The organism is Nostoc sp. LEGE 06077, assembly GCF_015207705.1.
Taxonomy (GTDB): Bacteria; Cyanobacteriota; Cyanobacteriia; order Cyanobacteriales; family Nostocaceae; genus Nostoc_B.
Genome location: NZ_JADEWI010000041.1, coordinates 23,650 through 45,829 on the forward strand (window position 1 = coordinate 23,650; position 22,180 = coordinate 45,829).

20 protein-coding genes are annotated in these 22,180 nt (G+C 42.5%); 8 read left to right on the forward strand and 12 right to left on the reverse strand.

Annotated features, from left to right (window positions below; all coding sequences use genetic code 11):
* Positions 1 to 50: 50 nt before the first annotated feature.
* From IQ244_RS33040 to IQ244_RS22320, 9 genes are all read right to left on the reverse strand, one after another.
* Positions 51 to 179, reverse strand: a complete 129-nt coding sequence (locus tag IQ244_RS33040; RefSeq protein WP_265578944.1) for a hypothetical protein — start codon at positions 177 to 179, stop codon at positions 51 to 53.
* A gap of 718 nt (positions 180 to 897) precedes the next feature.
* Positions 898 to 2,721: a hypothetical protein gene (locus tag IQ244_RS22285; RefSeq protein WP_193898055.1), complete on the reverse strand. Its 1,824-nt coding sequence runs from the start codon at positions 2,719 to 2,721 to the stop codon at positions 898 to 900.
* On the reverse strand, positions 2,718 to 3,293 hold the full coding sequence (locus IQ244_RS22290) for a hypothetical protein (protein WP_193898057.1): 576 nt from the start codon (positions 3,291 to 3,293) through the stop codon (positions 2,718 to 2,720). The genes IQ244_RS22285 and IQ244_RS22290 overlap by 4 nt, the downstream gene beginning before the upstream one ends.
* Before the next feature lie 72 nt (positions 3,294 to 3,365).
* Positions 3,366 to 4,037, reverse strand: a complete 672-nt coding sequence (locus IQ244_RS22295; RefSeq protein WP_193898059.1) for a hypothetical protein — start codon at positions 4,035 to 4,037, stop codon at positions 3,366 to 3,368.
* A gap of 9 nt (positions 4,038 to 4,046) precedes the next feature.
* Positions 4,047 to 4,349, reverse strand: coding sequence for a hypothetical protein (locus tag IQ244_RS22300; protein ID WP_193898061.1), 303 nt, complete (start codon positions 4,347 to 4,349; stop codon positions 4,047 to 4,049).
* An 88-nt stretch (positions 4,350 to 4,437) separates the two neighbouring features.
* Complete coding sequence (locus IQ244_RS22305; protein WP_193898064.1) at positions 4,438 to 4,635, reverse strand: hypothetical protein; 198 nt, start codon at positions 4,633 to 4,635, stop codon at positions 4,438 to 4,440.
* 229 nt (positions 4,636 to 4,864) lie between these two features.
* Positions 4,865 to 5,008, reverse strand: a complete 144-nt coding sequence (locus IQ244_RS22310) for a hypothetical protein (protein WP_193898066.1) — start codon at positions 5,006 to 5,008, stop codon at positions 4,865 to 4,867.
* A gap of 74 nt (positions 5,009 to 5,082) precedes the next feature.
* Positions 5,083 to 5,646, reverse strand: coding sequence for a hypothetical protein (locus IQ244_RS22315; RefSeq protein ID WP_193898068.1), 564 nt, complete (start codon positions 5,644 to 5,646; stop codon positions 5,083 to 5,085).
* Complete coding sequence (locus IQ244_RS22320) at positions 5,643 to 6,017, reverse strand: hypothetical protein (RefSeq protein ID WP_193898070.1); 375 nt, start codon at positions 6,015 to 6,017, stop codon at positions 5,643 to 5,645. The genes IQ244_RS22315 and IQ244_RS22320 overlap by 4 nt, the downstream gene beginning before the upstream one ends.
* A gap of 226 nt (positions 6,018 to 6,243) precedes the next feature.
* Here IQ244_RS22320 and IQ244_RS33255 point away from each other — a divergent pair, with 226 nt between their 5' ends.
* Together IQ244_RS33255 and IQ244_RS22330 are read left to right on the forward strand one after the other, a co-directional pair.
* Positions 6,244 to 6,459: a plasmid partition protein ParG gene (locus IQ244_RS33255; RefSeq protein ID WP_322746095.1), complete on the forward strand. Its 216-nt coding sequence runs from the start codon at positions 6,244 to 6,246 to the stop codon at positions 6,457 to 6,459.
* Between the two features lie 593 nt (positions 6,460 to 7,052).
* Positions 7,053 to 10,196, forward strand: a complete 3,144-nt coding sequence (locus IQ244_RS22330) for a plasmid replication protein, CyRepA1 family (protein WP_193898072.1) — start codon at positions 7,053 to 7,055, stop codon at positions 10,194 to 10,196.
* Positions 10,197 to 10,297: 101 nt separating this feature from the next.
* Here the strand turns inward: IQ244_RS22330 and IQ244_RS22335 are convergent, their stop codons facing one another.
* Both IQ244_RS22335 and IQ244_RS22340 read right to left on the reverse strand, forming a co-directional pair.
* Positions 10,298 to 11,116, reverse strand: coding sequence for a class I SAM-dependent methyltransferase (locus IQ244_RS22335; RefSeq protein ID WP_193898074.1), 819 nt, complete (start codon positions 11,114 to 11,116; stop codon positions 10,298 to 10,300).
* A gap of 70 nt (positions 11,117 to 11,186) precedes the next feature.
* Positions 11,187 to 11,588 carry a hypothetical protein gene (locus IQ244_RS22340; protein ID WP_193898076.1) on the reverse strand — a complete coding sequence of 134 codons (402 nt, stop codon included), beginning with the start codon at positions 11,586 to 11,588 and terminating at the stop codon, positions 11,187 to 11,189.
* Between the two features lie 371 nt (positions 11,589 to 11,959).
* Here IQ244_RS22340 and IQ244_RS32615 point away from each other — a divergent pair, with 371 nt between their 5' ends.
* A complete protein-coding gene (locus IQ244_RS32615; RefSeq protein ID WP_228059073.1) occupies positions 11,960 to 12,589 on the forward strand; it encodes a MobC family plasmid mobilization relaxosome protein in 630 nt (209 codons plus the stop codon).
* A gap of 2 nt (positions 12,590 to 12,591) precedes the next feature.
* The gene (locus IQ244_RS32620) at positions 12,592 to 14,124 is read left to right on the forward strand and encodes a relaxase/mobilization nuclease domain-containing protein (protein WP_228059074.1); all 1,533 of its coding nucleotides are present in this window, start codon (positions 12,592 to 12,594) and stop codon (positions 14,122 to 14,124) included.
* Between the two features lie 271 nt (positions 14,125 to 14,395).
* Here IQ244_RS32620 and IQ244_RS22355 read toward each other — a convergent pair whose 3' ends face one another.
* Positions 14,396 to 14,635, reverse strand: coding sequence for a hypothetical protein (locus IQ244_RS22355; protein WP_193898078.1), 240 nt, complete (start codon positions 14,633 to 14,635; stop codon positions 14,396 to 14,398).
* A gap of 158 nt (positions 14,636 to 14,793) precedes the next feature.
* On the opposite strand from IQ244_RS22355, the gene IQ244_RS32625 reads away from it, so the two are divergent.
* The 4 genes from IQ244_RS32625 (at position 14,794) to IQ244_RS22375 (ending at position 22,140) form a co-directional block, all read left to right on the forward strand.
* Complete coding sequence (locus tag IQ244_RS32625; RefSeq protein ID WP_228059075.1) at positions 14,794 to 17,109, forward strand: NACHT domain-containing protein; 2,316 nt, start codon at positions 14,794 to 14,796, stop codon at positions 17,107 to 17,109.
* 207 nt (positions 17,110 to 17,316) lie between these two features.
* Positions 17,317 to 18,072: a ParA family protein gene (locus IQ244_RS22365; protein ID WP_193898080.1), complete on the forward strand. Its 756-nt coding sequence runs from the start codon at positions 17,317 to 17,319 to the stop codon at positions 18,070 to 18,072.
* Complete coding sequence (locus IQ244_RS22370; protein WP_193898082.1) at positions 18,069 to 19,181, forward strand: ParB/RepB/Spo0J family partition protein; 1,113 nt, start codon at positions 18,069 to 18,071, stop codon at positions 19,179 to 19,181. Before IQ244_RS22365 ends, IQ244_RS22370 begins: the two co-directional genes overlap by 4 nt.
* A gap of 88 nt (positions 19,182 to 19,269) precedes the next feature.
* On the forward strand, positions 19,270 to 22,140 hold the full coding sequence (locus IQ244_RS22375; RefSeq protein ID WP_193898084.1) for a DEAD/DEAH box helicase: 2,871 nt from the start codon (positions 19,270 to 19,272) through the stop codon (positions 22,138 to 22,140).
* Positions 22,141 to 22,180 lie beyond the last annotated feature (40 nt).

Here is a 22,180-nt window from a genome sequence, read left to right on the forward strand (position 1 = left end):
ATCTCCAGAATTTACCACTGTATTCGCCTCCAAAAATCATAGTTTCAATGTTACCAACGACCGTTGGTGCGAGCGTTAACAAGCATTGCTGTTGCTCCTGTGAAAAAGCAACACTCTTCTGGTAAATCAGGATTGTCTCGACCCTGAATCAGTTGTAAAATTCGCACAGCAACAGACAAAGCGAATAAAGTTAGTCGTTGGATAGCAGCGATTGACTCTAACTTGTCAAGTCAAAAATTTTCCGAAGAAATCCGCGCCATATCTCATAGTGTAAGTGGCGCTACGAGCCAAGGCAAGTATCTTAGAATCAAAGCTATTTTATCTAGCTGTTATTGATAACAACATCTGCGGAGATACAACGCCTCATGCAATTTCTAGTATTTATGAAAACTGAAGAAGGAGAGAGGCACTGGAAAGGATAAGCCAACTCAGTTCAGGAAGCAGAAGAACTTGCCATTGCCTCAATTAATATACGTATCAAAACAATAAGTGACACATCTCTACGCTGCAATTGGTACTGGCAAAATAATTTAGGATATGGCGATACTGAGCATTGCAATAGTTGTGGTAATCCTGTCTGCGGGGATGGCGAAGAGTGTTATTGCTCTTATTGCGCTCGCCAATTGCGGCACTCCGAGGACTCTGGACAACTCTACTCGCACTCTTAAATATGTCTTGACACTTGATCAACGATTATATTGTTTCTCTAATCTTATAATAATAACTAGCTGCAAAATTATTGGTGTCTCTGCCGTGACTGTCCGCGCTGCCGGAACCTTGCCGTAGGCTACGACCTATACAGGATATAGATTGCCGTGATTTATGCCGTATGCCGTGTCCACCCAGAAAAGCCCGTTTTACATCCCTCCTGCTCACTACGGCAGTACGGCAACACGTTCACCAATCGAGTAGGAAGTAGCTATCATTGCCGTCAGAATTTATCTTATTCCTCTCAATTAATTCAGATAACCCATCAAGTAATTCTGCGTCTGAGTAGCCTGATAACCTGTCAGCTTTCTTCAAATCGCGTAATGTCTTTGGCGTTTTATTTTTCACATTCTGGAAGTATTCATAAATCTTTTTAGCTACCTCGGACAATGGTTTTGGTTGAGGAAGGTGAGCAGCAGTTAAATTAAATTCAAGCTCATATACTCTATCTAGATATTCATGATCATTTGCAATTGAATTGGCTTGATTAGATAGATTTGGCATTAATGCAACTACAAAACCACCAACAGAAGCAATCATTACCGGACGTAAGTTTTGATAAGAGGCGGTTTTAATTTCTAGATATTTAGATTTAATTTGCTCCCTTTCTTGCTTACCTGGGATAATGTCACCTCTATTTAAAATCAATTCCAGCACTCCATAAGATTCTTGCTCCCTTCCATTCTTAATGTACTTGTTACCTAACAGCAGTAAGTTGAGGCACATTCGGGTTTGAGCGTCCATTTTTTCAATGCCCAATGCTGCTAAATTAAAAGACTGTAGAGAAGCAATAAACTTAGTATTAAACTCTCGACCAATCAGCAGAACATCAAGTAATTTACTGCCATAATTCCAATCAGAGTAAAGCTTGCTTAAAGAGTCAGCAATTACTAACCAATCATCCAAAATTAGAATCAATGGTGGTAGGGAATCGCGCTTTGACTCTGGTAACTGTTTTCTTAATTTGTAGCTCAGGTAAAAGTTGTCAATTACGTCTTTTGCTAGGTCTGGGTTTTCCTGATCAAAAACAATTACCCTTTCTTTCTCCCGTAAACCGCAGAAACTATCATTCTTAGCACTAATCACCCAGATGTCCGCGTTGGGGCAATCTGCAAGGATTTTCTCAATCAAATAATTGAGGGTGACTGATTTACCGCTTCCTGGTGCAGCGACTAAAGCGGTAGAACTATCGGCTTTGGCTAAGGCTTGCAAAGTGTTAAGGGCAAGAGATTCTGAAGGGTGAAGACTTCCACCGCTATTTTGTTGTAATGTCTGCTGTTCAGTGCCAGTAACTTTATCGTCACCCCTGGCGATATCCTGCATTGACTGCCCCGGCAATGCTCCGGCTGGCTGTGCGGTTGCCTGCTGTAGTTGCGCCCGTGCTTCGGCTTCTGCCTTTAAACGTACCTGCTCTTGAAAAAGGGCTAATTCTTGGGGTGTCATTTTTGACAATTGTGCGGATTTTAGCCGTCGATTCTCAGCCCATTGATGGAATTCGTAATCTAGCTGTGCGGTGTAACTTTCCTTGTGTAGTCTTAAACCTTGCTTGAGTCTGGCAATCAACCAATTGGTGCGGGTTTCTTCTCTGACTTTTGGCAACATCTGCACCAATCGCCATTCCCTAGCTTTGGACAAAGTGTAAGCTCCACATATTAAGGAAACTGATATCAATCCCCACCAAGACTTATCCGGGTTACTTGGGGGGATTGTTCTTAGACGGGTAGCTTTGGCAGGCACAAAACTATCACGTTGAAACTCCGGGTTAGCTGGGGCGTATACTTCGGCGTTAAACTCGCTCTCTGGCATGATGTACCGCTTAGAGGGTGTACAGTACCGCAAACGGTTCACTGGGTTTTTTAGTGTTTCGGGGATAAAGCAATATTCCACCAAACTGATTTGAGTGCCAGTAAATGACTTTGCCCCACAAATTAACCCAATGGCCGCTAGCACCCCGACAGTAATATTGTTGGCTGTTCCCGAACGCAAGTAGTCTTCAAATTGCTTACGTTTCATTGGTTTTTCCCCCTGACGATTGCTGCCAACACCAACAATCCAAAACCAGCTAACCCAATCAACCCCCAAGGCGTTTCATTCTTAGGAGTTGGCTTAATTTCGTAGCTTTTTACCTCCTGATAGAACCGTGTTTTACCTGTTTTAGAGGCATTAGACACTGCCCGATATTCGTCAAAGGCAATCCACAGAGAAGCCCCTACGCTTACAGTTTGGGCAGTCGCTACCAAAAAATCTTTGTCAATGTGAATTTGTCCATCATATTGAAGCTTGGTCAGGGTATTGGCGAAAAACAGCCCCAGTACAATGCTGCCCAGTGTGCCAGAAGCGATCGCCCCAATCCCCAGACTCGTTAGTAGGCTGACTCCAGCATTGGCGGTGAACACTCCCAAAAATGTGGACAAGGCTTTGTTGAGCAGTTGCTTGTTAGCGAAGACATCACGAATGGATTGCTCAAGGCGATCGCCGTCTTCCGATTCTGGGGTCGGTTTTTTTTCTGGAGTTTCACCCCAAATCAGAGGTGTGGACTGTTCGCCGGGGTGGAACTGCGATAGTAGGAATTCCATTTCGTTCATACTTACCTCGCTTGGGGTGAAACAAAAAAAGCCAGAGTCTACCTGTACTCTGGCGCAAGCACAAACTAGAGCTTAAATGCCCATAAAATTGCGGAACCACTGCCCTACACGGCTAATGCCAGCAGTGCGGGAGTAGTTAGGTTTGGGTATGCGGTCAGTTTTCGCTTCACTACCGTTTGTCCACAGTGCGCCAGTTACGGCATTTTCATAAGCGCGATCTGCTGCGTCTTGAGCTTCAGGGACTTTATTAGAAGCTCTAATTAAATCAGCCTCATATTTTGCTAGAGCCATTAGGTCAGCCGTCGCCCCCGATATTTGAATCAGGCTTGACCGTTGAGCGTGTCGGGTAGCCTCGGCAGTAGTCGCGTTAACGTGTTCCGACTGCATCTCGGTCACTTCGTTTTTGAAACGCTGCTCACCAATTTTCGATGTGTTGATAGCTTTAAGTGTTTGCGTTCCGTGCTTCTGGGTCAGTTGCACCAACTCCGCATAGGCTTGATTCACATCCCCAGTTATCTCGATAATTTTCCGATATGCCTCCAATGCCTTGGGTAAATTGGCTTTGGCAGTGTCCGACAGTCGCGCCATATCTGCAATTTTGGTGATTACCGTTTGGTCGCCCTGCACGGCTTTGTTGAAGTCTTCTGCTGACACGTCAAACAAACTGCCCATTGCGTTGAGCGTACCAGGGGCATTATTGGGAATGTGATTTTTCAGTTTGGCGGTTCCATAATTACGAGCCATGTTTCACCCCTAGCGTTGGTATTTGAGTTGATTAATTAATGCTTCCGCCAATCCCAAGTGTTCGCCTATTTTGACTCGTTTATGAATACCTTGAACAATTGGAGAGACGGTTGAAAGTGCCTCTAATGCTGCTGAACCGCCAGAGACATTTATCTCTGCGCTCAAAAGATTTTGGACAACCCCATGTAACAGCAACAGTTTTTCTACCTTGCCCAGTTGTTCAAATGTGCTGCCATATTGTTGCTGAAGCTCGTCTAGGTAGGAACCATCAGAAGGCAGGACACTTGTAAAATAGCCAATGGGTTTATTCATTCTTGGTATGATCCTTGTGGTGACGTGTGCTTAATACGTACATGAGGGGCGCTCGCCATGTTGGTCAGGCAATGCGATCGCTCCTCCATCACTGAAAAAAGCCTTCTCTGGAAACATCAACAGTAGAAGCTGTGGACTCCCATTGCAGAGTATTGAAAAATTGAGTGACATCCCCAAGCGTTACGTCACAATCAAAGTTCAACCTTTGATATTGTGGATGCTGCCGAATTTGGGTTACTAATTGTTGGGCTTGTGCAATCAATTCTGGTAGTGGTTGAGTGTTCATAATTCACCTCAATATCCTTGAAAACTTCAGTTTTGTTTCAGAGCCTACACTGCTACAAAGAGGTAAGTTTTTCATCTCGATATTTGGAGATTGCTTCAGATTTTTAGTTTGCTGCCAACTGGTATATAAATAGCTGCCAACAAATGCAGGAATTACAATGCAAACCATCAGCATTAGGGGATGAACTTTTAATGCTTGCCACTTATAAGCAACTTCTAATCTCTCTCTGTTAGCGTCGATTTTGGCTGACATACATTGCTAAACCTACTGCAAATAAACCCACTCCTAGAGGTGAAATAACTGCTGCTACACCACCGATTAGAGACAGAGTAGCCACACCGGAATAAAAACAAGTCTCAGTAATTAAGTGCATCTTTCTTTCTCTTGAAACCTTCAACAACAACGATAAGAAACGACTGTCTGACAGTGCTAAGGAGTAGGCAACGTCTAGATATTTGCTGCCAGATTCAGGATTTCTTCTAGTGATTTCTGAGCAGTTCGTTGTTTCGGGGTAATCCCCCGTTGAGCTAAAAAATCGTTAGCATCAACTCCTTTGATGGAGTGAGCAGCAGCAGTTAACTCACCCGCCAATTCATCTAAGTAATCTTCTAAGCCACTTCTAATTGTGTTGGAGTGGATGTGAACGAAGTTATTAACAACTGATTGACCACTGATAAATGCCAGAGTGGAAGTAATTTTATCAATGGTCAATGTGTAGTTTCCAGCAAACTCGCTCAGAGCATTCAAAGCTCCATTAATGATTTTTTGTTGTTCGGTAACTGGCAGAGTATTGTTAGTTGATGGAGCAATCGCGGCTATTTCTCCAGTTTGTTCTTGTGAGGCTTTCTGTTTGAGGACTTGGGCTAAAGTTTCAAACTCAGCGAAACTGATTTCTTTGAGACTATCAAAATCATCTGGATGCGATTCTTGCAAGGAGAATCTAATAATTTCCTCTGGCATCTCTAGCCGTTCACAAACTTCTTTGATAGCAATCATGTATGAAGTATTCATGCTGCATTACCTCTAGTTACTTGATGAAATTGGCTAGTAAATTTCGCCGGACTAAAATCTTCGGGATGCTTTTTGATATAGTTCTTGACTCGTTCAGCCGATTTGAGATTTTGCATGACTCGGCCAATACGGGACAAACACCAAGATTGATAGGGTGACAACGGGCAAGAGCGGTCTGTACTGCCATCGGCTTTGACTGGGTAGGCTTGGCGATAGCTATCTATGCGGTATAGTGCAATGCCGTCCCAACTGACTAAAGTTGAACGAGCAACGTTAAGAATTCTTGCGAGTTCAGATTTTGTAACATAACTTTCGCAAAACAGACCAGGGGAATCTAAATCAAGTCCCCGTGCAGAGTTTGACGCTTTCATAGAGCATCTATTGGTTAATGGGCAAATAGTGATTGATAGTCAATAACAAATGCTGACAAGTAGTCAACAGGTATTGGCAACTAACGGTAAATTTGGAGTGTCCACACGCTAAAAGGATTGATTTCTCAGGTTTTTCCTTACTCGGCAGACACGAATTGGTTAACGGCTGTTGTTGTTTCTCTGTCTTGTCTGTTATCATAACGTATATCGCGCAATCGCGCAATACGTGGTAGACGGAGATGCAGGGGGTGATGCGAGAATACTAGATATCGCGCAAATAGAGAAAATGCCTAAGAAAATTCCAGAGGGAATGACTGAGCTAAGTGTCTATGTGGACAAGGATGTGAAACTGAAATTTAAAGTGGCTTGTACTAAGCAAGGTAAGCCTATGGGCGAAGTAATAAACACATTACTCAAGGATTGGCTTAAGACAAATGAGTAAAGACGCGATCGCAGAGGGGAAACTAACCTATCACTCAAGCTATAGCCAAACTAGTAAGATTTAATGGATTTATTAATTGGTATCTATATAAGGATTTCTGATTTTTTACTGACTGTTAGCCAAATGACAATATGTGCCTAGCGTTACTCAATGATATGCTGACAAGCAAACAACACCTTAACCCCAACCAACTAAATTCTATTTATGCTTTTAAATCTTTAAGAAATTGAGCTAATAAGCCAAAAAGTCTGCGAGGTACGAACTCACAGACTTAGGCTCAAATTACTCATTTGATTTTGCTCATTTTTTGTGGATTCGGTGCGTCCAACACCTACCACGCGTCCACCCCACCAGGAAAGACAGAGTGTAAAACCCCCACAGGAATTGAATCAAGTGGAGCCTTTCTTTGATTATAAGTGTCTATCACTTTATTTCCAACAGATTGAGATGAAAAAATAGGCATGAAAAGTTTAGGGCAACTACTTGATTCTTAACCATCTACCGCACAAGTTACGCCAACTGTTCTGTAGATAAAAGTTTAACAACAGTCTTTTCTGAGCGAGGGCAATGTCAACCCAGCTTGGAGAAAGAAATTGAAAAGTTTATCAAGTGTTCTACCATCTGCTCAAAACTTATTGCCAGTCGAGAGCATCGAGGAGTTTACTAGCCGAATTGAGAAAGAATTTATTGCCGGGAGCGCGATCGCCCCAGAACTCTACACAGAAAATATCCGCATCATCAGCGACTTAGAAATCAGTGCAGGCGGGGAGGTCGCCACCCCAATACACGATGCACTTAACTGGAAATACACCAGATTTGGACATCAAGCCAAACCCACACTTTACGCCGCACTACTGCTAAACGAAGATGGCAGCCCTTGGCAAGCCAAACTCAGTACCCCCAGGACTGACACGAAAAAAGGCAAACTGCAAAAATACGAAACCCCAACTGGCAACGGTTCACGCGCCTATCTCCCCACCATTAACCGAGAAACTCGACGCTTAATTGCCCTACGCTACAACGTCGAAGTGCCACCAGCAGGCGAAAGTTTTTGGAACTGGCTAGAACTTCACCCAGAAATCGAGATCATCATGACAGAAGGTGGTAAAAAATCCTTATGCCTGTTGTCAGAGGGATACGTTGCCATTGCCCTTTATGGTGTTAACGGTGGCTACCGCACCAAGGACTCACTAGGCAACCCGATCACTCCCTATCTCATCCCTGACATAGCGCGGTTTGCTGTTAAAGACAGACACATTACCCTAGCCTTTGACCAGGACACAAACACAGCCACCCAGAAACGGGTAAACGCTGCCATATATCGCTTTAGCCGATTACTGATGGCAGCAGGCAGCAAGATTGATATCGCCATTTGGAACGGTCAACAAGGATTGTGTAAAGGTGTTGATGACCTAATAGTTAACGCAGGAATGAAGGCTTGGTCAACCTCCTTAAATCAAGCCCTACCACTTACACATTGGCAACTGTGGCAACGCTTAGAACATCGTTTAACTTACGAACCCTCATTACAACTGACCACAGTTGACTTATCCACCTTGTCAATCAAAGATTTACCCCAGTCAGGAATTATTGCCATCGATTCGGGCAAGGGGACAGGTAAAACTAAGTTTATCGCCCTAACCACGGCTAAATCAGAGAAAGTCTTATCTGCTAGTCACAGAATTGCCCTGTCACAAAATTTATGTGCCAGGGCTAACTTAGATTACCGTGGCGATTTAGATAAATTCAACGGCAATTTTATTAAAGGCGCAGCTTACACCCTGAGAATTGGTTTTTGTGTTGATTCCCTCTTAGCGATCGACCCACAAAAATTTGTTGGCTGTGACTTAATCATTGATGAAATTGTCCAGGTAGTACGTCACTTACTCACCTCTAGCACCTGCGACCGCAACGGCAAACGCCCCGCATTACTGGCCAGGTTTGGCGAATTAATTAAAGTGGCCAGGAGGATTATTGTTGCTGATGCCGATTTAAATAACCAGACCCTACACTACCTCAAAGAACTCAGGGGAGATGGTACACCCATTTTCTTAATTCGCAACGACTATCAGCCGCAACCGTACCATGTAACTTTTATTCAAGCTAAAGATAAATCAGCGATCATTAACGATTTAATTGCTGATGCCCGTCAACTAAAAGCAGGCAAGACGCTGTATGTTACTACAGATAGCAAAGCCACCAGCAAGACAACAGCGCGACTGCTGCAAAAAGCCATCCCAGAAATCAGAATCCTGTTAATTAACTCCGAAACTAGCGGCAATACCGTTGAAAAACGGTTTATGAAAACACCCGATGCTGTCATTGCCCAAGGATTATATGACGTGATTATTTGTACGCCCACAATTGCCACGGGAGTCAGCATTGAACTAAAAGATGTCATTGAAAAAGTCTATGGCATTTTCACAGGCGCATCATCCACCGACGCGGATATGTCCCAATCTTTAATTCGTGTCCGCGACACAGTAGAACGTGTGGTTTGGTGTGCCAAACGTGGTACAAATTACTGTAAAGTTTCCCGCTCAACCAATTCTCTCGAAATTAAAAACCAATTAAAACAAAGAACTGATGCCACCGTTAGCTTAGTTCGTTCCAACCTCAGACCTGACGTTGTGGGAGAAATTGCCAATTACAACTGGCAAGATAACCCCCATATTAATCTCTATGCCCGGATTAGTGCCGAGCAGAATTATTCGATGATGAATCTTGCTGATGCGCTATTAATTCGACTCAAACACGAAGGGCATCACATCAAAATCGATCAGCGACAATCCCAATCAGCAGTCAAAGTGTTATTAAAAGAAGCCAAAGATGAAATTCAATTGCAGGAAGCTCAAAATCTTGTAAACGCCGCCGATTTAACTTATGCAGAGGTGGTAGTTTTGGAATCCCTTGAAGCCATCTCACCAGAAGATACACTAGCGGTAACAAAATTTTATCTCAAAGACTTTTACTCTCTAGACCAGCTAACAGTAGAAGATGTGCTGTGGGATAAAAACGGCCAACGACGCGGAGAACTGCTCAACTTAGAGGCGCAACTCAATCCCGAATTATCACTCGATAAAACAGCCAAATCATTAGAAAAACAAGCCTCTTGGAATCAAGGTGTTTGCCCGTGGGATATCTCCGGTACAGCACTGCGGCGACAAATTCGAGAAGCAATAGGATTAAACGATTTTTTAGATCCTCATAAAGAATGGACGAAAGCCGACCTCAAACCCTACGCCGATAAAATACGCCTTTATGCCCCGGAAATACTCACTCACCTCAACCGCACCATCAGCGAAAAAATGAGTGATATGCAGGTTGTACATCAGCTGCTCTCGCAGTTCGGAATTAAAATTGCATTTCGTTGGTCGAGGTTTGAGCCGGGTTTTGAAAAGCAAAAAATCAAAGTCTGCCGACTTGATGCTGAAGTTTGGCACAGCCTAATGTCCGTTTTAGAGAGACGTGCCACACGACGCGAACAGCTTCATGAGCATGGTGAATTGTCTGGATCTGGTATGCCTTTTAATACTAAAAACACTCTGGGAGATCCAAACCTACAAAGACCCGAATCTATTGCAAATAAACTAATTGGCTGTGTTGTGACAGTTGCTGGAGTTGACGACCAATTTCAGGTTCAGAGCTTGACTCTAGACAATAGAGCTAGATGCCATAACTTAACTAACAATGCTGTCATTTTGCATGACATTTCTGAACTTATACCAGTCGATTGAATGTGAAAGAAACCCTAGAAATTGTGGAATTAATATAGGCACTCAAGATTTAATTGCAGTGCTGTTCATTGTCGTCTTTAATTTAGCTCATTCCCCGGTTATTATAATTTTTGCGCTATGGCATACAAGACATCTACTGACAGTGAATGAACGTTATTAGTCCGCAGATATTCTAAATTTGCTTGTCGAACACGTTCTCTTGCCGTAGGCTCAAGTTGGTCGATTGTACCTCGGAATCCCCCACCTAAAACGATTGTCCACCAATCTTCTGCGCTAGTCAGTTCATGAGTGCCTAGTTCTTCAAAAACCTCAACCTGTGTCGCGCCACCTGCTTCTAGTAGTGCTTGCAGCGAAGCCGGATCTGCAATCCTATCCCACGGTGTAAAACTCCGATATAAATCCGGGCGTTCAGTCTTAATCGCATCCCAGAATATTTGATTACCCGGTTCAAAAACCTTCTTTCCCCAAGAGGTAATCGCTAGTTTTCCACCAGGGCGAACCATCCGCCAAAGTTCTTGAACTGCTGCCACCATATCAGGAACAAAGAAAATCCCGAAAACACAAACAACCGCGTCAAAGCTTGAAGATGTTAAACCTAAATTCTCAAAATCCCCAGAGCGAAACTCGATATTATCAAGACCTTGAAGTTGTGACTTATGACGCGCCAGTTCCAGCAGAGATTCAGCAATATCTATCCCTAAAACTCGACCATTAGAGCCTACACTTACTGCTGCTGGAATTGCAGAAGCACCAGTTCCACAACAAACATCCAATACGAAATTGCCTTTATTCAATGAGATCCGCTCAATAGTTTTTCGACCAAAACGATTCCAGAAAGATAAAGCCGGAGCATCAAAATAATCAGAAGCAGTATTAAAAATTGTTTTTGTCTTCTCTAGTGCCTCTTCTCTACTAACCATTAATTGCAATTACTCCTTGTCTGAAATAGTTATTCGTTTATATTTTGTCAACACTGCAAATTGCCTGCTGTTATTTCTTCTTGCCCTTCGTACTTTTTACAGGGGCTTCTTCAGCTTCGCTGCTTTCAATAACTGCTGACTGATTTTCAGTAGCCTCATTCTCTGACGTACTACTGTTGCTGCTTGGCTCTGCCTTGTGACGGCGACGGCTGCTTTTCTTCAACTCGCCTACTAAATATTTGATTCTGCTGCCAGTCAAATTAATCCCCAGACCCTTCAACATTTCCGACACTTCATCGTAAGTGTAGCCATACTTGTCAGAAGTCAATTTCTCAATGTACCGCCTCATCTGACGAATTGCTTCTCTGTCAGAGATATCTTCTCGCTCTTTTGGCTTCTGTCCTTTTAGCAGTTCGATGGCCTTATCAATCTTGCCCTTAGTGATTGCTTCTGAATTCTGATGCTCACTCATGGTTATTTCATGACTATCAATTAACTGATAATTATCTCTTGTTTGAAAATATCTGATTCAAAATCCTCAAAAAAATTGACTTACCGCTACGCCGAACTAGCTTTTAGTTTGACGGCTACGCCTTTATTTTTACCCAACCTAATGCTTTAAAAAAATCGACTGTTACGGCTACGCCGAATTATCAATTTGTATTACAGCTTCGCTCTCACTATTTTTCTGTGTGCCAGCTTCGCTGTTATTATCCTTCAATCTAAGCCAAAAAATCTAACTATTACAGCTACGCTGAATCTAGAATTTTCATATAGCAGCTTCGCTGTATTTACTTCCCTGTAGCGGCTACGCCGAACCAGAACTTACCTCCTGTTCGATTTTTGAAAATTCCGGCTACGCCGTTGATATATCTCTCTGTACGTTGTAGCATTGACAGCAGCACGGCTACGCCGCCCCTCGGCTCCTGGGGGCTGGCAACCTCACCCCCAAAATCTGGCCAGAAGCAAGCCGTGTCTTTTGCCTGCGGCAAACCTCGCTACGCTCGGACGACAGACTTGCCAAAGGGGGAAGTGTCCCCGCTTTGGAAACCCCCTCTAGTTGTTGCAGTTATGCGCCCAAAACTGTCAAAAAACCTGCTTCGTACTAAGACATTGGAAGCTCGTGTCAACGCAATCGAACACGAGATGATTAAGCAAAAAGCACAAGACGCGGGACTGAGTGTGGCAGAGTTCACAAGACGCAGCGCATTACTAAAACCACTACCAAGACGACTGAGTAAAATAACCCTGGCAACTTATAGAGAATTAGTCCACATCGGCAACAACATTAATCAACTCACCAGAGCAACAAACGCTGCCCTAAAAATGGGATTGCGACCACCAGCAGATCTGCAACAATTACAACAACTACATTTACTCCTACAACAAATTGGTCGGGAATTATCTTCTATTGAAACTGAAGTCACTGATGACGATGACATTGACGATGAAGATAACGAGGAGTGGAAGTAAAAATGATTGGCAACCAAACCAAAGGTAAAAGCTTTCGCGGACTCTTAGAATATCTCTCAAATCGAGAAGAGTCATCTTTAATCGGTGGCAATATGTTTGGGAGAAATGCTCGTGAATTAGCCAAAGAATTCCGACTATCTCGACAACTAAATCCAGAAGCTATGAAAGTAGTTCACCATGTTTCGCTTTCACTATCCCCAGGTGAAAGGCTAGACAATGATACTTGGTGCGAGATTGCCGATAAGTATATGGTGGCAATGGGTTATACATCTAATCAATATGCCATCTATCGCCACAACGACCACGACCATGATCATATACACATTTGCGCCAGCAGAATTAGTTTAGATGACGGCAAAATTACCAGTGATAGTTGGGAGTATGTACGCTCAGAAAAAATCATTCGCCAGCTTGAGATGGAGTACGGTTTACAGCAGACTATTAGTAGTAAAGAGAAACTGAACCGCGCACCAAGTATAGGGCAACAGCAACGAGTTGAAAGAGAACAACGCGAGTATGAACAGGGTTTAAGAGAAACAGTTCCCCAAAAGCCAATTAAAAGCCAACTAATTGAACTAATCGACCGAGCCGCAATAGACAAGCCAACCATGCCCCAACTGATAGAACGATTGCAACTGTTGGGTGTAGAAGTACGTCACGGTGTAACACGCAATGGGAAAAGTAAAGGCATCTCTTATTCGTGGAATGACCAAAAATTTAGCGGTACTTCCTTGGGGCCTGCCTACACCTTCCCAGGATTACAAAAGCATAAAGAAATTGACTACCAGCCAGAACGTGATGATGAGCGCATTAACGTAGTTCTGTTGATTCCTTCTGTTCCACTGCCAATTGAGCAGGTAGAAAAGTTTCTTCAAGAGATTGAACTTAAACAAACTCAATGGGAGCCACCACCAGAAGATGAAAGTTTACGCCCAGTATTGCAAAATTACCTCACTCAAAAACGCGGTTTAACCAATTTTCTTGTAGAGCCATTACAACGCCAGGGCTTAGGTTACATCGACCAACAGCAGCAGCATCGTGTGGTATTTATTAAGCGTTTACTCAATGGTGAAAAGTCAGGCGCACTGGTTTGGGATACCCATCGAGAAGACAATCGCTGCATAGAGTACCCTGAAAATAGCGATCGCTCAAAGGGATGGTTTTACCTAAAATTGGGTGGAGAGCCTGACTCCCAAATCGAGAGAGTTATTTTGTGCGATTCTCCAATTGAGGCACTGTCAATTGCACATATTGATAGGGATGCACACAAAGGACAACCACCAGTCAGAACAATGTATATGGCTGTTGATGATCCGAACTCGTTGCCCCTTGAATTGCTCAAGAATGTGAACAGAATTTCTTTGGCATTTAATAACGATGAACACGGCAATGAAACAGCGCAAGTCGTTCAAAAAATGCTACCGCAGGCTAAAAGAGTTGAACCGTCTGGGATGACTTGGAATGAGATTTTGATTGAAGCGAAGCAGCGAGAAATCGAACAGCAGAAACAACGTTCTAGGGGTTTTAGTCGATGAGTCGTGTTGCGCCGACGAACTCGTTGCCGCTATCGCTCGACTCATGCGGTCTTCTGGACGGGCAGAGTTATCAATCGTTGGGCTGACTAGTCCCGCAAGCCCGCCCCGAAGACTCCGCGTTGCCGCATGATTCGCAACGAGTTCTTAAATCTTGGAGTTGACAGAACTATAAACGGGGTCATTGTGCTATATTGCACCTTACTCATGCAACCCAGCTAAAGCAGTTGAGGGTAGTTCAAAGCTAATTGCAAGAACTAATCGACCCGTTACTTCATTCCTCACCTTCCTTTTGATCTGTGCTAAACAAGTTAGTTGCCTTACTTCCCAAAAGCCCAAAAATAGCACCAATGCCCATATTCCATGTAGTGTTGCAAATTTCAAATACGCGAGTTTGCTCAGGAGAGAGTTCCTTTTGAAAGGCTAACAAAACTGAAGAACCACCAGAGAGGATAGTGAGAAAGATGACTGCAAAAAAGACCTGCTGGAAAGGATGTATAGTTTTGTTGTTCATCCTACGCATAACCTCATTAATGACAATGCGTCTATCTTATAGAATGTGAATTAGAAGTTCAGTCTATGTAAGCATTCTAAGCGGTATCACTTATGCTGATTTTTGATATGAGTTGAGTTTGAGAATTGCTATAACAGGTGTAATGTCTCAATCAGATTATGGTAGGACGATCACTCAAAGCTACTGAAGCAGGTATTACAAAAGCAGAGACGGCACTAACCAGTAAGGGTTGGAGCCGCCAAGAATTAGCTGAGTGTACTACTGTTGCTGGAAAAGTAGCAACTCAGGGCATCGACATTCAGGTAATTCACAAATTCTTTACAGGTAAACCAGTTGATCGGCGATATTTTGTAGCAATCTGCAAAGCCTTAGAACTAAGTTGGGAAGAGATTTCAGGACTGCCTCCAGCCCCTACGGGTTCAAGTCAAACAGATAGCAATGATCTGTTAGAAATTGAAAATCTGGTAGTAAGGATTCGGCTTAGACTTCGACCTGATATTCAAGAACAATGTGGCAAGATGCGAGTGCTAGACATGAACCAACCAATTGGTTTAGAAGATATTTATACCGATGTCAATATCCTAGATACAATTACAGGAAATAGGCGACTAGAACTTAGTGAATTACTCAGGGATTTTGATCCAGAATCAGAAGATTTTGAACGTTGTGGGTTGAGTAGAGTTGTTGAAAAACGAGTACCAGGTTTGGATGTGGTAAGGCGATATCCTAAGTTAATGGTTTTAGGAAAGCCTGGTGCTGGAAAGACAACATTCCTGAAGTATTTAGCAATTCAATGTATTCGAGGAGAATTTCAAGCTCAAAAAATTCCAATTTTTATTACTCTTAAAGACTTTGCTGAAACAATAAATAAACCTACACTGCTTGAATATATTAAAAAAATGTTTACCTTCTATGAGGTAACTGAGGAAGAATTCAATAAATTATTAGTCAATCGTAGGTTGTTAATATTACTCGACGGCTTAGATGAAGTAAGGGAAGAAGATAGAAAAAGAATTTCAAAGGATGTTGAAGAATTTTCTCGTCAGTACTTCTTCTCTGAAGATTTCAGAATTGATCAAAGAAACTTCCTGGCTGAAAGAACAGCAAAATTCAGTAAATTAGAAGAAATACAGACTGAAAGGAGATTATCTAGAACAAGTAAAGATTCTCTTTTCATTCTATTGGAAGAAATTAACTGTTCAATTATCTTTGAGGACATAGTAGCCCTGAAATATTTAGATAAAAAAGGATTGGATAAGGATCTTAATGGTAGAAGCAGAGATCAAATAAAAAACAAAATAAGTGAAAATTTTAATAAAGTTTACCCAGATTTATCAGAACAAATAGATCAAGGGCTAAATTTTTTATCAGATCGAAATTCAAATAAAAATTATAGCAATAACTTCATCATTACTTGTCGTATCGCAGCAAGAGAGTTTTACTTTAAAGAATTTACAGAAGTCGAGGTTGCGGATTTTGATGATAAACAAATTAAAATTTTCTCTCAAAAATGGTTTCAGCGCAAGAACCCTTTAAGAGGGAAAGATTTTATTCAGAAACTAGACAATCAAAGATCAGTTAAAGAATTAGCCATTAATCCTTTGCTGTTAACTTTATTTTGTTTGGTATTTGAAACATCTTCTGATTTTCCCACAAATCGTTCTGAACTTTATGAAGAAGGTGTTTCAGTTTTATTAAAAAAATGGGATGCCGAACGTAGTATTGAACGAGATATTGTTTATAGAAGGCTATCTACAGCTCGTAAAGAAGATTTACTAAGCCATATCGCTTGGATAACTTTTAACAAGAAAGATTATTTCTTTAAGCAAAAACAAGCCGAGCTATATATAGCTGAATACATTCAAAATTTGCCTGGAGCTAGAACAAATTCACAAGCTTTACATTTTGACAGTGAAGTGGTTTTGAAATCAATTGAAGCACAGCATGGTTTGTTAGTAGAAAGAGCAAAAGGAATATATTCTTTCTCGCATTTGACTTTTCATGAGTATTTTACTGCTAGGAGAACTGTTACTATATCAGATCCGAAAGCTTTGGAAGATTTCTTAGGATATTTAGTGGAACACATGACGGAAAAACGATGGAGAGAGGTTATTCTACTTGCAGTTGGAATGCTACCCAGTGCAGATCGTCTGTTTCAATTAATGAAACAACGAACAGATGAGAAGATAAAAAATCATAAAAATAGCGATAAGCTATGTGCTTTCTTGACGCAGATAAAACAAAAATCTCTTCCTGCGGATGTACCTTACCAAGCAGCACTGAAAGCCTTATATTTTTCTCTTTTTCAAGATTCTAAAACCTCTTGTGAGCAAGGTTTTACAAGTGAGGAGATGGAATTACTTAAAGAGTATCACGAAGCCAATAGGCTTTTGATGACGTTTATTAATAGTGATTGCTACGTTACGCTTAAAGTGCGGCAAGATATTGAAAAAAATCTATTGTTGCCTAGATAAGTCAAATAGAATGACTCTTACAGAAATTCCACCACCTGTAGCGTAAACAGCATAACAATCGTAAAATCAGCCTTGACCGTAGTTAGAGATTTAACTGCGGATGAATTGTATATTGGTGGTGAGATTTACCCAATATAAAAATAAACATTGCAAATTTACATATCACCGTTATCTTAGGTTGTAACGGTGCAGTAAACCAACTCACTTATGAGCCGAATCATCGCAGTTTTTAATCAGGCGGGAGGTGTTGCCAAAACCACCCTTACCCAAAACCTGGGCTACCAACTAGCACAACTGAATCATCGTGTGCTGCTGATCGACATCGACCCCCAAGCCAGCTTAACTATCTTTATGGGCTTGGTTCCAAGAGACATAGAGCGAACTGTCAACAATGCCATTGTGGATGAACAACCCTTGCCAATTCATGAAGGGATTCATGGCATGGATTTAGCCCCGGCTAACATCTCTCTGGCTACGGCAGAAATGCAATTGGTTAGTGCTTCCATGCGGGATTTCCGCCTCAGAGAAGCCATCGAACCAATTGAACCAGATTACGATTTTATCTTAATAGATTGCCCTCCAAGTTTAGGTTTACTCTCTTACATATCTCTGGTTGCTGCCACCCATGTTCTCGTTCCTCTAGAAACCCATTTCAAAGCTTTTGAGGGTACAGGCGAATTATTAAAAACTGTCGCTACCGTCCGCAATAAGCCCAACCGTAAATTACAAATCGCTGGGTTTGTACCCACAAAATATGATGCCCGTAACTCTCAAGACACTCGTACCTTAGCAGCCATCACCGAACAACTAGCAAGCGCCGGAACAGTCTTTGCCCCAATTCCTCGCTCTACCGCTTTTGTTGATGCTTCAGAGGAACGAATGCCTTTGGCAGTTTATGACCCAAAGCACCCATCTGTTGCCATCTTGAAAAAAATAGCCCTTAGCTTAGAATCATTAAAATGACACGCACCAAAACCACCCGACCCCTCAAAAGCAAAATTGAAGTACCTTGGGACACCACAGGCGGATTGAATGCTGGTTCTCCCCAAGCCATGCCGTTAGACCAGATTGTTCTGCCCCCGAATCAACCGCGCCGTTACTTTGACGCAGAAGCGTTAAAGCAGTTAACAGAATCCATCAAGCAGCATGGCATCCTGCAACCTCTGTTAGTCCGCCCCCTGGATGGAGAAAAACACGAATTAGTTGCAGGAGAACGTCGCTATCGTGCCGCCCAAGAGATTGGTTTAAAAGAAGTCCCCGTTGTCATTAGGCAATTAGACGACAATGCAGCTTTTCAACTGGCACTGATAGAAAACTTGCTGCGGGAAGACCTGAACCCAGTTGAAGAAACCGAAGGCATCCTGCATTTGCTGGCTCTTAAACTAGGTCGAAGCGTTGAGGATATACCCCCATTATTACGCCGCTTGCAACACGAACGTAAAGAAGCTGCCTTGTCTTCCAATAACGTTATTGGAAAACCAGAATCAGCTTCAGATGATGCGAGTTCGGATGATGTTGTCAAAGATGAATCCGAGAAATTAGATGATGACAATAATGTTATTGGGGAACAGGAATCGAACTCAGAAAAAACTTCCAATAACGTTATTGGAAAAGGCGGAGACCATGAACAGCAAGGCTCACCCTCAGTAAATTCAGACCTCAAAGTTGTTGAGGCAGTGTTTGAAGGCTTAGGTTTAATGACTTGGGAATCATTTGCTAATAACCGCCTGCCACTGCTCAACCTTCCAGAAGATATCCTTGATGCACTAAGGGAAGGTTCACTTGAGTACACCAAAGCCAAAGCCATTGCCCAAATTACCCAGTTGAATGAGCGTGTTGAGTTTTTAGAACAAGCTATTGCTAACAAATGGTCATTAAGCGAAATCAGACAGCGCATTAGTGAGAAGAAAGCCGCCACGTCTACCGAAAACACCGAGCCGAAAAATTATAAAGAGCGTTTTACTGCTGCGACCACCAAGTTAAGAAAATCACGCATTTGGTCAGACCCTAAAAAACGCAAGCAAATAGAAAAATTGTTGGCGCAACTGGAAACGCTCACAAATGTTGAGTGACATTACCTACCCATAGCATGATGCAGAAAACAGAAGATTGAAATATTTTTGATACTTAGCTTGTGTTCCTTTTTAAGTTTAAGTCCCTATGCTAGAGTCAGAAAAACTGCTCCAGATAGTAAAAGCTTGGTTAGGCTACATTAGGTTAGAGGAACTGACTCAAGCTGAAGTCGAGCGTTCTTCTGATATTTATTCAAAGGTAGTAGATAAGGGAGTCCAGCTTGTTGGCAACAAGTTACTCCTCGATAGTGAAGTATTTACACAATTTCAGCAACAGCAACAAGCAGCCACTAGAGGTAACAAAAATGATGTGCAGGTGGCTGTTGCTTTCCCACAAATCTATATAATCAACGGCAAGGGCAAAGACCAAAAGCTGAAATACCTGCCTCTGTTCACTATCGATATTTCAACTATTTTAAAAGGGAATTACCGCAAAACTGGCTGGGACTTAACCGAATACGAGTTTCAGCCAGTGATTGTTAATTTAATGCGGCTATACAAACTAGAGGAAGAACAAGCAGAATCACTGATTGTTGCATCAGGGATTTTAAAATTCTTAGAAGACACATTTAAAGGAAGATTCCCAACGCTGCGAGACTTTCTCGAACTGGTAGACTTACCAGGAGGAAACTACAAAACATCTCGACAACCTTATTTGCTACGCTGCGACTTTACACCCTATAACGCCTTACTTAAGCAAGACATACAAGAAATATTCAAGGAACTGCAACAACCTGACTCTAAGGCACAATGGCTAACTGAAACTCACCCAGCCATGCAGTACCTTTGTGGTCAGCCACAATCGCCCAGAGATGAGGTCATATTCTGCGGTGCTTTCCCCTCCCATCCGCCTGATGAATTTCAAGCTTCTGTCCTCAAACACACCCAGGAGAACTTATTAACTGCTGTTTGTGGGCCACCGGGGAATGGAAAAACCGAGGTGTTTCTGCACCTCATAGCCCAACAAGTAGCAAATCGAGCGTTACGGCTTGTTCACGGTCTTGATGATGCAAATAATTTAATCTTCTTTGTCGGCGCTAATAACAGCACCGTTAAAAAATTCCAACAACGACTGAGTATAAATTCTCCGGCTCACCAGTTTTATCTTTCAGGTGGCAATCAAGCTAATATCCGTAAGGAAACCTTACCCAAACTGCAATCAACCCAAGATTGGCTGCGTCATACTCAATTTAATCAAGATTCTTGGCAACAAGCCAAACTTGAATTACTACAAGCAGAAAATGAAATTCAACAACTCCAAGAGCAAGACCGCTTGAATACTGCTCAAAAAGTTATTGACATTGAACAGCGATCGCAATTGAATGGAGAAATCCAATCTCTCAATAACGAGATTGCAGCTAAGTCTGCCGAGTTAGAAGCCCAAACTGAACAGCTATCAAGTTTGGCTGCTTACGAAAATTTTCCCATTGATGCCTACCAGCAAATACAAGAAGCGTTATTCCAAGCAGAACGCGAACTGCCAAAAGATTCTGACTCTATTACAAAACGCGCTTTGGACTGGCTCAATGCTACTACCGACAGGCGAATTTTTCAGCGTTTGGCGAATCGGATAAACGCGGCTGTTTTAAACACCTTAGCTACAGCGCATCCCTTTCAAATACCCGTTGACCCCTCTAGTTTAAGCACAGCAATCACCAGCATTAACCAAAAAATTGATTTGTCCCGCCAATGGCGCAATCAAAACCTGGAAGTAACTGAAATTCAAAACCAAATAGCGGTTTTAACTAAGGAACTAGAGCTAAAACAGGCTCAACAGCAACAAATCCAAAAACAACTTGATAGTTATCCTCAAGCGGATTTTTACAGTCGTTTTTACCGTGACTACCACCAATTGCAGCTAGAACTATTTCAATGTGCCTGGGCGTTTCTGTTACAAGAAACTCTCCGACGCAAAGATAGCGTAATGAGGGGATTAGAAACTTATGGCAGTGTATTAGCAGGAGATGGAGAGTCATTGCTAAAACTGTCAACTGATAGTGATGCCATCTACCGTGACTTGAGCTTGATTTTCCCGGTCATTACCTCCACCCTTCAATCAATGCGTAATATGTTGCCAATTCTTCAGCCTAATATCATCAAGCTGGCACTGGTGGATGAAGCGGGGACAACTCTTATACACCAATTATTTCCTTTGCTAGTGCGATCGCAACGGGCAGTAGTGGCAGGCGACCCCCAACAGATTGAGCCAATCGTTAATATGAGCGACGATAGCATCAAGCAATATTTCAAAACTGCCTTTCTGGAGCGGGGCATGAGGAATGAAGATTATTATCGCTATGCCCCCACTGCCAAATACACAGCTACGGCTTATCATCGCGCTGCTGGCTCTAGTGGTACAGAAGGCGATTTAGGCAATGGCATTATTCTGAGAAATCATTACCGTTGCACCCCAGATATTATTCAGTTTTGCAGTTCCAATTATCCCGGTGGTCTGCAAATTCTTTCTGATGCTCACCGGACGGCAACAGAACCGCATCTATTGGCTTACCATGTCGAGGGAAGCCACACCCATAACACTAATCCAGAAGAAATCGATGCTGTAGAAGCTGTAATTACATCCTTGCTTCAGCAAGGTTACTCTATTAGCTCGGATGACAACTCAAAGACTATTGGGGTAATGTCGCCGTTTTTGCAGCAAGCTAATGCGCTCAGGTATCGACTTTCTTCCCGATGGCGAAACTTTTCTTGGGATGATATTGGCACGGTTCACACTTTTCAGGGAGGAGAGAAAGCAGCTATTATCTTTTCTGCTTACCAGTGTCACCAAGAGCATAGTTTTTGGTTCCTCAACCGCAAACCCAATTTACTGAATACAGCCGTTAGTAGGGCAAAGGAAATGTTTATTTTGGTGGGTAATATTAGGGAATTAGAATTGGCAGGCGGTGAAACTAAGCGGTTAGTTGAACACATTCGGCAATATGGGGAAATTCGCACTTGAGTGAGTCTTGAAACCCCATGAATTCGGTCAAGGATGCTTG

Coding starts and splice junctions, on each gene's coding strand:
- IQ244_RS22285 (WP_193898055.1), bottom strand. CDS start 2,721: ATGAAACGTAAGCAATTTGAAGACTACTTGCGTTCGGGAACAGCCAAC.
- IQ244_RS22290 (WP_193898057.1), bottom strand. CDS start 3,293: ATGAACGAAATGGAATTCCTACTATCGCAGTTCCACCCCGGCGAACAG.
- IQ244_RS22295 (WP_193898059.1), bottom strand. CDS start 4,037: ATGGCTCGTAATTATGGAACCGCCAAACTGAAAAATCACATTCCCAAT.
- IQ244_RS22300 (WP_193898061.1), bottom strand. CDS start 4,349: ATGAATAAACCCATTGGCTATTTTACAAGTGTCCTGCCTTCTGATGGT.
- IQ244_RS22305 (WP_193898064.1), bottom strand. CDS start 4,635: ATGAACACTCAACCACTACCAGAATTGATTGCACAAGCCCAACAATTA.
- IQ244_RS22310 (WP_193898066.1), bottom strand. CDS start 5,008: ATGCACTTAATTACTGAGACTTGTTTTTATTCCGGTGTGGCTACTCTG.
- IQ244_RS22315 (WP_193898068.1), bottom strand. CDS start 5,646: ATGAATACTTCATACATGATTGCTATCAAAGAAGTTTGTGAACGGCTA.
- IQ244_RS22320 (WP_193898070.1), bottom strand. CDS start 6,017: ATGAAAGCGTCAAACTCTGCACGGGGACTTGATTTAGATTCCCCTGGT.
- IQ244_RS22335 (WP_193898074.1), bottom strand. CDS start 11,116: ATGGTTAGTAGAGAAGAGGCACTAGAGAAGACAAAAACAATTTTTAAT.
- IQ244_RS22340 (WP_193898076.1), bottom strand. CDS start 11,588: ATGAGTGAGCATCAGAATTCAGAAGCAATCACTAAGGGCAAGATTGAT.
- IQ244_RS32620 (WP_228059074.1), top strand. CDS start 12,592: ATGATTGGCAACCAAACCAAAGGTAAAAGCTTTCGCGGACTCTTAGAA.
- IQ244_RS22355 (WP_193898078.1), bottom strand. CDS start 14,635: ATGAACAACAAAACTATACATCCTTTCCAGCAGGTCTTTTTTGCAGTC.
- IQ244_RS32625 (WP_228059075.1), top strand. CDS start 14,794: ATGGTAGGACGATCACTCAAAGCTACTGAAGCAGGTATTACAAAAGCA.
- IQ244_RS22365 (WP_193898080.1), top strand. CDS start 17,317: ATGAGCCGAATCATCGCAGTTTTTAATCAGGCGGGAGGTGTTGCCAAA.
- IQ244_RS22370 (WP_193898082.1), top strand. CDS start 18,069: ATGACACGCACCAAAACCACCCGACCCCTCAAAAGCAAAATTGAAGTA.
- IQ244_RS22375 (WP_193898084.1), top strand. CDS start 19,270: ATGCTAGAGTCAGAAAAACTGCTCCAGATAGTAAAAGCTTGGTTAGGC.